The sequence below is a fragment of the Pontibacillus salicampi genome (assembly GCF_042434395.1).
GTDB lineage: Bacteria > Bacillota > Bacilli > Bacillales > BH030062 > Pontibacillus > Pontibacillus salicampi.
Window position 1 is genome coordinate 1 of sequence record NZ_JBHLTP010000003.1, and the last position, 11,835, is coordinate 11,835.

General features: G+C 40.7%; 10 protein-coding genes and 2 rRNA genes. 9 read left to right on the top strand and 3 right to left on the bottom strand.

The features are described from left to right. Both ACFFGV_RS01450 and rrf read left to right on the top strand, forming a co-directional pair. Positions 1–114, top strand: a 23S ribosomal RNA gene (locus ACFFGV_RS01450); the annotation flags it as partial. 120 nt (positions 115–234) lie between these two features. Next, a 5S ribosomal RNA gene (rrf, locus tag ACFFGV_RS01455) occupies positions 235–349 on the top strand. A 239-nt stretch (positions 350–588) separates the two neighbouring features. On the opposite strand, the gene ACFFGV_RS01460 is transcribed toward rrf, so the two are convergent. Then, the gene (locus ACFFGV_RS01460) at positions 589–1,230 is read right to left on the bottom strand and encodes a fumarylacetoacetate hydrolase family protein (RefSeq protein WP_377344793.1); all 642 of its coding nucleotides are present in this window, start codon (positions 1,228–1,230) and stop codon (positions 589–591) included. Positions 1,231–1,400: 170 nt separating this feature from the next. On the opposite strand from ACFFGV_RS01460, the gene ACFFGV_RS01465 reads away from it, so the two are divergent. Together ACFFGV_RS01465 and ACFFGV_RS01470 are read left to right on the top strand one after the other, a co-directional pair. Next, a complete protein-coding gene (locus ACFFGV_RS01465) occupies positions 1,401–2,579 on the top strand; it encodes a macrolide family glycosyltransferase (RefSeq protein ID WP_377344794.1) in 1,179 nt (392 codons plus the stop codon). A gap of 79 nt (positions 2,580–2,658) precedes the next feature. After that, complete coding sequence (locus ACFFGV_RS01470) at positions 2,659–3,825, top strand: acyl-CoA dehydrogenase family protein (RefSeq protein ID WP_377344795.1); 1,167 nt, start codon at positions 2,659–2,661, stop codon at positions 3,823–3,825. A gap of 59 nt (positions 3,826–3,884) precedes the next feature. Here ACFFGV_RS01470 and ACFFGV_RS01475 read toward each other — a convergent pair whose 3' ends face one another. Then, on the bottom strand, positions 3,885–5,144 hold the full coding sequence (locus tag ACFFGV_RS01475; RefSeq protein WP_377344796.1) for a BaiN/RdsA family NAD(P)/FAD-dependent oxidoreductase: 1,260 nt from the start codon (positions 5,142–5,144) through the stop codon (positions 3,885–3,887). Positions 5,145–5,255: 111 nt separating this feature from the next. Here ACFFGV_RS01475 and ACFFGV_RS01480 point away from each other — a divergent pair, with 111 nt between their 5' ends. After that, on the top strand, positions 5,256–6,890 hold the full coding sequence (locus tag ACFFGV_RS01480) for a putative polysaccharide biosynthesis protein (protein ID WP_377344797.1): 1,635 nt from the start codon (positions 5,256–5,258) through the stop codon (positions 6,888–6,890). A 13-nt stretch (positions 6,891–6,903) separates the two neighbouring features. Further along, positions 6,904–7,641 carry a pseudouridine synthase gene (locus ACFFGV_RS01485; RefSeq protein WP_377344798.1) on the top strand — a complete coding sequence of 246 codons (738 nt, stop codon included), beginning with the start codon at positions 6,904–6,906 and terminating at the stop codon, positions 7,639–7,641. A 166-nt stretch (positions 7,642–7,807) separates the two neighbouring features. On the opposite strand, the gene ACFFGV_RS01490 is transcribed toward ACFFGV_RS01485, so the two are convergent. Continuing rightward, a complete protein-coding gene (locus ACFFGV_RS01490; RefSeq protein WP_377344799.1) occupies positions 7,808–8,026 on the bottom strand; it encodes a DeoR family transcriptional regulator in 219 nt (72 codons plus the stop codon). Between the two features lie 166 nt (positions 8,027–8,192). On the opposite strand from ACFFGV_RS01490, the gene ACFFGV_RS01495 reads away from it, so the two are divergent. Genes ACFFGV_RS01495 through ACFFGV_RS01505 form a run of 3 tightly spaced genes read left to right on the top strand, consistent with a single transcriptional unit; the run spans position 8,193 to position 11,823 of the window. After that, the gene (locus tag ACFFGV_RS01495) at positions 8,193–9,215 is read left to right on the top strand and encodes a potassium channel family protein (protein ID WP_377344800.1); all 1,023 of its coding nucleotides are present in this window, start codon (positions 8,193–8,195) and stop codon (positions 9,213–9,215) included. Next, positions 9,212–10,612, top strand: a complete 1,401-nt coding sequence (gene pepV / locus ACFFGV_RS01500) for a dipeptidase PepV (RefSeq protein WP_377344801.1) — start codon at positions 9,212–9,214, stop codon at positions 10,610–10,612. The genes ACFFGV_RS01495 and pepV overlap by 4 nt, the downstream gene beginning before the upstream one ends. Positions 10,613–10,635: 23 nt before the next feature. Then, complete coding sequence (locus tag ACFFGV_RS01505) at positions 10,636–11,823, top strand: MFS transporter (protein WP_377344802.1); 1,188 nt, start codon at positions 10,636–10,638, stop codon at positions 11,821–11,823. Positions 11,824–11,835 lie beyond the last annotated feature (12 nt).

The window sequence follows — 11,835 nt, forward strand, 5'->3', positions numbered from 1 at the left end:
TCCCATCATGTAAATGAGTAAGATCCCTTGGAGATGACAAGGTTGATAGGTTCGAGGTGGAAGCGTGGTGACACGTGCAGCTGACGAATACTAATAGATCGAGGACTTAACTAAAAAATGAAAAGCGCAGGCGACTTCCTAGGGGCATACGCCCCTAGGAGCCGGAGCTAGATCTCGATGCCGGATAATGATTCTTATCTAGTTTTGAAGGTACTTCACCTTCCATAATCGAAGTATGGTGGCTTAAGCGAAGAGGTCACACCTGTTCCCATGCCGAACACAGCAGTTAAGCTCTTCAGCGCCGATGGTAGTCGGGGTTTTCCCCCGCAAGAGTAGGACGCCGCCATGCACATGAAAAACCCCTTCCGTTTCATATGGAAGGGGTTTTTTTCGTATATTTTTATTGATGGACCTGTTGTTCATGTTCATTGTTTATTTTTTTTATTTCTATAATTGGGTGGTTATGAGAAGAAAACGTTACGTTTACCAAATGGATAGCCAATCCTCCTCAGTGTGAAATGAAGCAAGCTCCCTTTCACACTGGGTTAAAGCTTCGTTCCCTTAGCAGCTTTCAGAAAAATAGGACACTTATGAGATGACTAGTGGTCCAAAATAGTGTACTTGTTCATCTATGGGATTTATTAATTCCATTTTAAATGAATCTCCTGAGTTTACTGCTCCTACTCCTTCCGGTGTTCCAGTGAAAATGATATCATCTTTGCCAGTTCCTAGATGTGTGTCTATATAGGAAATGATATCTCTAATAGAGAATAACATGTTCTGAGGGGAGCCAGTTTGTACTACCTTCTCCTGTTTATATAGAGAAAACTGTAATTGTTGGAAAGTCTGCTCCCCTGGAAAGGGAATAAATGGGCTGATTACCGCTGCACCTTTAAAGCCTTTTGCTAGTGTCCAAGGATGTCCCTTTTCCTTTAGATTATGTTGAAGGTCCCTAGCTGTGAAATCTATACCAATTGCCATTTCTTTGATAATAGTATGTAATGGCATATAATCTTGGTAGGGACCTGCTAATTTCACTACGATCTCTACTTCATACTGTATTTCCCCTAATTGGAAAGGTAAGGACACTTCCCCTTCGGAGCTCTGTAGGGAATGGCTTGGCTTAGTGAAAATTAACGGGGAGGAGGGGATAGCATTCCCTAGTTCCTTCGCATGATTCTTATAGTTTCTTCCGACACAATAAATGTTTTTTACTTCGTTGCTTTCCATTTGAAACGTTCCTCCCTGATAATCTATTTTTCTAGTAGTGTATCATATTTTATGGTACCATACGGTAGTTCAATTTTAGTTACTATAAGGAAGATAATGATGTGAAAGCGTAGTAACGATTTAGGTGATAAGGGATAGCACTCTCTTACCATAAGGAGGTATTCACAACTATGAATAGAAATATTTTAATGCTCAACATCCCTGCTGAAGGGCATGTTAATCCAAGTCTTGGTATGATTGAAGCGTTTGTGGCAAATGGAGATTGTGTTCACTATATAACAACCGACCATTATCAAGAGCGTATAGAGAATCTAGGGGCATCTGTGCATGTACATCATGATTACTTAAAACATGCTCATATTGATCCTGCATCATCGGAAGGGATATTATCCTTTTTACATGTTCATCTTCATATTGCTTTGGATACATTAGCCATTGTTAAACGGTTAAGGGAAGAAATTACATTTGATTACGTGTATTATGACAGCTTTGGTACAGGGGAACTCATTAGTACTTATTTAAATATCCCCGGTTTTTCTTCTTCGGCATCCTTTGTCTTACCAGAAGAATGGAAGCATATCATTCCACTTCACCCTAACCATTTACCACCGCTTGATGCAAAAGCCAACCAAATGCTAGCAGAAATGAGAGAGGAGTACGGCGTTGCTCCAAGGAATATGCTTCAATTCATGAATAATCAAGGAGCCTTAACATTCGCATATACAAGTGCGTACTTTCAGCCACAGAGGGACCAGTTTGGGGAAGAGTTTATATTTATTGGCCCTTCTTTTCCTGAGCGGAAGCATACTCAGAACTTTCCTGTAGCATCTCTTCAGGAATCCAACGTCATATTTATATCACTAGGAACTGTCCTCTCCAATGTGGAAGAGTTTTTTAATAAATGTATAGATGCTTTCAAGGATTTTGACGGAAAGATTGTCATGGCAACAGGGGCAAGAGCAGATTATGACAAACTCCAAGAGATTCCTGAGCATTTTTTAATATATCCTTACGTACCCCAACTAGAAGTGCTTCCTTATGCTGATATATTCATAACTCATGGTGGAATGAATAGTGTCAATGAAGCCATTCAGCACAATGTTCCAATGCTAATCATACCTCATGATAAGGATCAGCCTATGGTTGCCCAGCGTTTGATGGAATTAGGGGCTGCACAATCCTTACAACCTTCCACTCTTACACCAGCTTTATTGCAACAGGGGGTAAAGGAGGTATTAGATAATTCAGAGTACACTCAAGGCATCGCCCGCATTAAAGAAAGTTTCCAGCAATCCCCCGGGCCCAAGCATGCTGTAAATCAAATAGAAGATTACCTGAAGAATGAATAGCTTTTCCTTTAAACTCATCATTAGCATTATTCCGATAAATTTAATATGATTTAAGTAGGAAGAAATTGAGGTGAGTTAAATGAGAGATTTATATACCATGTATGTACGTAATAAACGTCAACAAGATTTACTATCTATTGCTGACAAGCTAGCCGAGGAAATTGCATCCCACGCTCCGCTTGCAGATGAGCAGGCGGATTTTCCTAAGGAAACGCTTCAGGCTATGAAGCAGTCAGGCTATCCTGCTTTACCTCTCCCTGAGAACTATGGAGGGAAAAATATATCTTTATATGAGCTCTTGCTGCTTCAAGAGCGTATTGCCATTGCCGATGGGGCGGCTTCTCTTTCTGTTGGGTGGCATATGGGAGTATTGATGGAGCTGAGAGATGAAAATCTATGGAAGACGAGCGATTTTGATCAATTAGCTAAAGAAGTAGCAGCTGAACAGAAAATGGTTAATCGGGCAGCATCTGAACCAGCTACCGGCAGCCCTGCCAGAGGTGGGAGACCGGAGACGACAGCCAAAGAGATAGATGGTAAATATTATATAACCGGAAGAAAAACGTTTACGTCTATGGCTAGTGCACTTGACTACTTTCTAGTGTCTGCCTATGTCGAGGAAAAGGATGAAGTGGGCTGGTTTTTATTAGGTGCTAATGAACCTGGTATTGCGGTTGATTACACATGGGATACAGTTGGAATGAGAGGAACTGGAAGTCATGACCTTGTTTTAGATAACGTCAAGATGGAGAAGGAAGCACTCGTAGAAATGGCTTCTAAAGAATCAGGACCTAAAGGCTGGCTGCTACATATTCCTGCTTGTTATTTAGGAATTGCGATTGCAGCGAGAAATGAAGCTATCGATTTTGCAAAAAGCTTCCAGCCTAACAGTTTAGACACGCCGATTTCTGAGGTCCCTCATATCCGCCAAAAAATAGGCGAGATGGACTTGAAATTAATGCACGCTCGTCAATTTATGTATTCTATCGCTGAACAATGGGACCGCTTCCCAGAGAGGCGTCAGCAGTTAGCCCAGGCTCTAGGTGCAGTTAAAACAATTGCAACTAATGCGGCTAATGAGGTGGTAGATTTAGCAATGAGAATTGCGGGAGGACGTGGACTTTCTAAGCGGTTTAACTTTGAAAAGTATTATCGGGATGTTCGTGCTGGATTGCACAATCCTCCAGCTGACGATTCTGTGATTGAAAATCTAGCAAAACAAGCTATCCAATATAGTGAGAAATAATGTAGGTACAGAAAAGAGCAACAGCACTAAATTTAGGCTGCTGCTCTTTTTGTTATACATTATGAAAAGGAGTCATATGCCGCATTGGTACCTGCGATACGTCCTGTAACAAGTGCGGAGGTGATATTATATCCGCCAGTATAACCGTGTATATCTAATATTTCTCCACTGAAATAAAGACGATCCATTGCTTTGGAGGCCATTGTGTTCGGAACAACTTCTTTTACGCTAACTCCTCCACCCGTTACAAATGCTTTCTCAATGGATTGTGAATCATGGATGAGGAAAGTAAACTTCTTGAAATCCTGTACTAGACTTTGTATTTTTTCCAAGGAAGTGTTCGTTGCCCTGTCTTCCAGTGTAATGTCATTCTTCTCTAACAGCATATCCAGATAACGTTCTGGAACCCAGCCTTTTAGTAAGTTTTTTACTGTTTTCTTAGGATGAGCTTGTATTACTGTTTTTACTTCCTCTAACAATTCGTTTTCTTTTCTGTCTGGAAGTGCATCAATTTGCATTGGTACTGGTCTATGTCCTTTTTTGAATTCTTTTACAACGTATTGGGAGCAACGAAGTACAGCTGGACCACTAATGCCGAAATGAGTGAACAGCATGTCCATTCGGTGCGTTTTGACGACTTTGCCTTTTTTATTTAGAACCGTTAAAGCGACATCTCTTAAGGAGAGACCCTGGAGCGATTTTTGTTGGATAAATGTTTCCTGGGAAATAAGCGGCACTTCCGTTGGGTACAAATCGGTGATAGTATGGCCGGCCTTTTCTGCCCAGGCATATCCATCTCCAGTGGAGCCAGTGTGCGGGACGGATTTTCCCCCAACAGATATGACAAGGGAGGTAGTTTGTATTGTTTCTTTACTTTTCAGTACAATCTCGTGAGTGCTTTCTCCATATTCAACTGTTTCCACTGGAGTTTCTTTTCTAACATCTATTCCTAATTCGTCCATTCTCGATAAGAGGGCATTAACGACATCCCTTGCTTTATTACTTGCAGGAAACATTCTGCCATGGTCTTCTTCCTTCAGCTCTACGCCTAGATTTTCAAAGAATTCAATGATATCGTAGTTGTTAAAAACCGAAAAGGCGCTATACAAGAAGCGTCCATTTCCAGGAATATGCTTAATGATTTCATCTTGTGGCAGACGGTTTGTTACGTTGCAGCGCCCGCCTCCGGATATAGCTAATTTCTTACCAAGTTTTTTTCCTTTATCAATAAGGAGGGTCTTAGCTCCATTTTCTGCAGCAGCGATTGCCGCCATTAAGCCAGATGGTCCGCCTCCTATAATCGTTACATCGTATTTCATGTTGACAGTCCTTTCTATCTGAATCTGAAATTCATCAGAATTAAATCGTAATCCATCCTATATATGATAAAATAGAATGGTTGTATTCTACAAATAAATGCAGGTGAAAATATGGCACAATCGAAAATTCTCAGAGGAACGATGCTACTAAGTGGTGCTTCCTTTCTTTCAAAATTTCTAGGAATGATTTATGTTATTCCGTTTCATGCTTTGGTCGGAGCAACGGGAGGAACGTTGTTCGCATATGCTTATACACCTTACAGTATCTTAATTAGTTTATCAACAATGGGTGTCCCCTTAGCTGTTTCAAAGTTCGTTTCCAAATATAATACACTTGGTGATTACGAAACAGGGCGAAGGATGTATCGGTCGGGCTTGAAGCTTATGGGGTTATCAGGAATTATTGCCTTTCTGCTGTTATTCTTTGGTGCAGAGCTTCTTGCACCTATCATAAAAGGAAATAACGCAAAGGGGAACACACAAGAAGATATTGCAATGGTAATTCAGATGGTGAGCTTTGCCTTACTCGTAATCCCAGCGATGAGTATTACGAGGGGTTTCTTCCAAGGGTATGAATCGATGGGGCCGACAGCGGTCTCGCAAGTAGTGGAACAAATAGTTCGTATCGCTTTTCTCTTAATTGCTTCATACTATGTAATGGAAACAGTAGGAGACATAAGGCTTGCGGTTGGCTTTGCTTCTTTTGCTGCTTTTATAGGGGCTATAGCGAGTGCTATCGTTCTCTATGTTTATTGGAGAAGAAGGAGGCACTATTTAGATCAGCGTCTTGATGAGCAGAAAGTACATTATGATATCGATTTAAAAGATATCTATAAAGAGATGTTCAGTTATGCTGGACCGTTTGTTTTGGTGGGCATCGCAATACCGTTACTGCAGTTTATTGATATGCTCACATTTAACCGCTCTATGTCCTTAGCAGGTTTTACAGATGAATTTAATGATATTGCCTACGGTGCGATTCATCTATTTGGACATAAGCTTGTCATTATCCCGGTTACGCTTGCGACAGGGCTGTCTCTGGCGCTATTGCCAACCATGACTCGTTCTTTTAACGAGAATAATCGTAAACAATTGTTTCAACAAATAAACCAAGCACTGCAGATTGTCATGTTGCTGGTACTTCCCGCATCTATTGGAATCTCTTTGTTATCTAATGAAGCTTATACTACCTTTTATAATAGTGAACATATTCAGGTTACTGGCAGTTTACTAGGATGGTACGCTCCTGTTGCCTTAATCTTTGCACTATTTACAGTAACCTCCTCTATGCTGCAAGGAATAAATGAACAGAAATTTGCCACGGTCAGTCTTGGAGTAGGCGTGTTATTAAAGGTTGTACTAAACATCCCGCTTATATTATGGTTAGGAGCTTATGGTTCTGTCATAGGTACAGGTATCGCAATGGGTGGGGCGGTAGCTTTAAACCTTTACAAAATTAGAACATCCGTTGCTTTTCCTATGAAACAATTTGTGAAAAGGTCAGCGTTAATAGGTATTATTACGATACTCATGTCTCTGCTAGTGCTCATTCTTCGTTGGCTGTTAGGAATAGCAGGTTTGGAATATACTAATGGTAAATTATCAGCAGTGCTCGTGCTGTTTATTTGTGCAGGCGCAGGTGGCTTGTTTTACTTATGGGCAGCTTATCAAACCACTTTATTAGAAAGAATTCTAGGGAATAGAATAAAAGGATTAGATCGTTTCTTGAAACGCAAGGAAAGCTAGGAGGAAATAGTACGTGAGAATTGATAAATTGTTAGCAAATATGGGTTACGGGACAAGGAAAGAAGTTAAAAAGATATTAAAGACAGGGATAGTACGAGTCGATGCTACCCCAATAAAAGATCCAAAAACTCATGTAAATCCAGAGACGCAGGAAGTAACGGTGCACGGAGAAGTAGTAGAATATCGACAATACATTTATCTTGTCATGAATAAACCTCAGGGTCTTATATCCGCTACAGAGGATGCAGAGGAAATGACGGTTGTGGATATATTAGAACCAGATGATCAATTGTTTGAGCCGTTTCCTGTAGGAAGGTTAGATAAGGATACAGAAGGTCTTTTGATAATTACGAATGATGGGAAGTTAACACATCAGCTATTATCTCCGAAGAAAGGAATAGGCAAACGATACTTCGCTGTTATTGAGGGGGAAGTGACAGAGGAGGATCGTAAAACGTTTGAGCAGGGGGTCACCCTTGATGACGGATATGTTACAAAGCCTGCTACATTAGATATCCTGTCTTCAGGCAGTACGTCTGAAATAGAGGTGGTCATTACTGAGGGGAAATACCATCAGGTGAAGCGTATGTTTGAAAGTGTTGGGAAAAAGGTTACATTCTTAAAGCGCCTTAGTATGGCAGGTTTAGAGCTCGATGAGGATTTAGAGCCAGGAGAATACCGAGAAATGAATGATGAAGAATTATCTTTTCTACGAGAACAAGTTGCTCAATCCAAAAATAGTGATATGTAACGGATGATCAAGCTCTATCGGTAAGTGTTTTGATGTTACAGTCAAAAAAATACCCGGACGAAAACTCCGGGTATTATCATATCAACTATTATTTTATAGCATTATCATTTATATTCTATTCTTCCTAAAAAGCGATTAACAAACGCAAATGTATATTGGTCATACATTATGATACTTTCACTTTACGTTCTGTAATCGTCCACTTCCCACGATTCGGACTTGTTACCAGTCCATTATATTGTAAAACATGCAAATCCCTTTGAACAGTTCTGTCAGTGATGCCAAAAGCTTCCGCCAAGTCTGTAGTTGTCACCGTCCCATTATCTCTAATATAGAGGTAAACATCCTTTACACGACTTAGCATACGAGCTGTTGAACGATTCAAAAAACCACTCCTTCAGGTTTTGTTTAAAGCGTGGTGCCTGTGAATCTCGGAAGTTAAGTCAATTCTACAATAATACGGAGGAAAATAGCCAGTAGAACGACTAAAATTTACAGAGAATTCACGTTATTTACCTTGTGTTAGTAACTAATTAATATAGGAGGACGTTATGCTTTTTTTTCGTAAAGTGCTACTGAAATTAATCCACATTAATAACACAATATTATTCTTTAGCAGCTTATTGATTGTAGGGTTATCGACGATATTAATTGTATTAGTAGAACCAGAGACCTTTCCGACCTATTTTGATGGCTTCTGGTGGGTCATGACTACCGTTACGACAGTGGGGTATGGTGATTATTCTCCCGCTACAGTAGGGGGAAGATGGATTGCCATTCTGCTGTATATTGTGGGGATTGGTGTCATTGGAGTCGTCATTGGTAAAGTAGTAGAGGGCTTATCAGTATTTAGGAAAAAGAGAAGGGAAGGTAATATTGTGTATAAGGATAAAAACCATTACATTATTATCGGCTGGTCAGAGAAGGCTCGTTATGCAGTGAAAGAGATGCTCGAAACCATGGAAGATACAGAAATTATTATTATCGACGATTTAGAGAAGGCACCCTTATTACAAGAGAATATTCATTACATAAGAGGAAATGCCTCTTCTACGGAAACTTTGGAAAAAGCAAATGTAAGAGAGGCGAGAGCTGTGTTGATCTTTGCTGATGATACATTAAGGGACGCTCAAATAATCGATGGTAAGACGCTGCTCATTGCTTCCACTGTAGAATCGATGACCCAAGATGTACATACAGTTGTAGAGGTAATGGAGGAAGAGCATATTAGTAACTTTGAGCATGCGAGTGTGGATGAGTTCATCTTTTCTCGAGAAACGATTTCTTCCTTGGCGGTTCGTTCTGCCTTTACTAAAGGGATTTCAGGGATATATGGTCAGTTAATGAGGCGTTCTCATGGTGATGACTTATTCCATATTCCAATGCAACAGCAGTGGAATACATATAGAGACGCTTTTGATGCTCTGTTAGAAAGAGGGGCAACTCTTATCGCGGATAGACAGAATTTAAGTATCAATCGAATGCTTGATGAGGAACTTCCAAAGGAAGCAGAGCTATATGCTATCTGCGACAAGGCCACCTATGCCAATATAATGAAGGAGTTGTCCTCATGAGGCCAGAGTTCATAGTTGACACAATGCAAACGGAAGAAAGCTACTTGGTCGAGAAGACGATGGAGCTGCTGCGTATTCCTAGTGTATATGAGGAAGTCACTATTAAAGAGGGGCAGCCTTTTGGAGAACCCATCCAGCAAGCATTATCCTGGATGCTTCAGTTAGGGGAAAAAGAGGGGTTCACCGTTAAAAATGTTGATGGATATGCAGGACATGTGGAATGGGGGCATGGAGAGGAGATAATCGGAATTTTAGGGCATCTTGATGTAGTCCCACCTGGTGAGGGCTGGAGTGGGTCTCCCTTTCAACCACGTTTAGAAGAGGGCAAACTTATTGCAAGGGGTGCGCAGGATGATAAAGGTCCGGTCATGGCAGCCTTCTTGGCCTTGAGGTGGCTAAAGGACCAAGGGGTACAACCGACTAAGCGCATACGACTCATTGTTGGAACAGACGAGGAGAGAAATTGGGAATGTATGAAGCATTATGAGCAAGTAGAAGAAATGCCCTCCTTTGGTTTTTCTCCTGACGCGTCTTTTCCAGTAATACATGCAGAAAAAGGTCTATATGATGTAGAGTTAACAAAGCAACTCTCATTTCAAGAACAAGAAGAGGTGCATCTTATCTCCATGGCAGGTGGAGAGCGGTTGAATATGGTTCCTGAGAAAGCTACAGCAACAATTCAATGGAAAAGTGATGCGCCTGCCTCCCTGTTTAAGTCCTTTATCAACGAGAAGGGATGGGAAGGGACCATATCCAGGAGAGGGAGTCTTTGGGATATTGAAATTACGGGTAAAACAGCACATGCTATGGAGCCAGCCAATGGGGTTAACGCTATTATTGGTCTAATGGATTTCTTGAAGCAGCTCCCTTTTTCACATCCAGTCCAAAATACATTTAACTGGGTATCTATCATGCTAGGAAGCACAAGAGGAGAACCATTACATATTCAACAAGCAGACACTGTATCTGGTCCACTTACAATAAATGTTGGGGTTGTACAATATCGAGAAGGGGAGATCACGTTTGGATTAAATATACGTTATCCTGTCACCTCTGACTTAGAGAATTGGTACGATGCTTTCTCCTCTTATGTATCAGAGCAAGGATTTAGTATTCATCAGGTAGAACATCTGCTACCAATCTATCTTCCGAAAAATCATCCAAGGGTACAGCAGCTTCTTTCTGTGTATCACAAGCATACAGGGGATACCTCCCAGCCCATCGCAATTGGCGGAGCAACCTATGCTCGATCGTTAAAGGAAGGCGTAGCGTTTGGAGCCATGTTCCCAGACAGTCCCGATACTGCACATCAGCCAGATGAATATGTGTACGTTCGTGATTTGATGCGTGCTGCAATAATTTATGCAGAAGTACTATATGAATTAGTTACAGAATAATACTCATAAGGGAGTTTCGAAGTATGCAAGTAACCAAACCACAACAAACCTATCGTTTCTTTCAATTATTCTATTTGCTAGCTTTTTTCGGTTTTGGTTCTCTGTTCCCATTATTAAGTGTCTACCTTGAAAACGAAAAAGGGCTAAACCATACTCAAATTGGTATTGTCGTAGCTGCACTCCCATTAGTAACGATCTTTATGCAGCCTATATGGGGTATGCTGAGTGACTACACGAAAAAACCAAGAAGATTACTGTTCATCTCCTGTTTGATGGCAGGCTTCCTGTCTCTTGCTTATGTACTGCTGGATGGATTTGTATTATTGCTGACAGGGATAATTGGTATAGCACTATTTCAATCTGCTATTGTTCCATTGTCAGATAGTCTCTCTTTACATTTTGTGCAAGCCTATAAGAAAGAGTATGGGAACATTAGGCTGTTTGGGGCGTTGGGGTTTGCCATAGCTGTATTTATAGTTGGTAAATTGACAGATATCAGTGGTAATTTAACATGGATCTTTTACGCATTTAGTTTTGGACTAATCGTATCTGTAATAGGGTTGAGCTTCTTCCCGAAACAGGGGCAGCATGTACAATTAGATTTTCGAACAGGCTTCAAAACGTTAATGAAACAAAGAACTTTTATTTTGTTTCTAGTGTCTAACTTCTTAATATTTGGACCGGTATTAGCAAACAACTATTACTTTGGTACGTACATCTTAAGTGCAGGAGGTACGTTAAGCGGTGTTGGAATCGCCTTCTTGATTGCAGCTGGTAGTGAAGCTCCGTTTATGTTTATCGCTCAAAAAATTATCAATCGGTTTGATGTCACTCTTGTTATGTTGCTATGTGCATTTGTATCCTCTAGCCGCTGGTTATTTTATTTTATGGACCCGAGTGTTCCATTAGTATATGCGACAACTATTGTCCAAGGAATATCGGTTGGTCTTTATATCCCAGCAGCTTTGTTATTTGTTCGTCAAACGGCACCAGATGCTGTACAAGCTACAGCAGTTGGTATTTATTCAGCAGTTGGGAATGGTATGGGAAATGCTTTTTTTACATTCCTGGGCGGAGTTATATTAGATGTGTGGAATGTAAATGGGATGTATGGGTTTTATGGTGCGATGACATTTTTAGGGATGATTATTCTCATCATCGTAAGAGGACAAGTGAGTGTCCCATCCCATACGCTAAGCTACAATAAATAAAGGAGATATTGG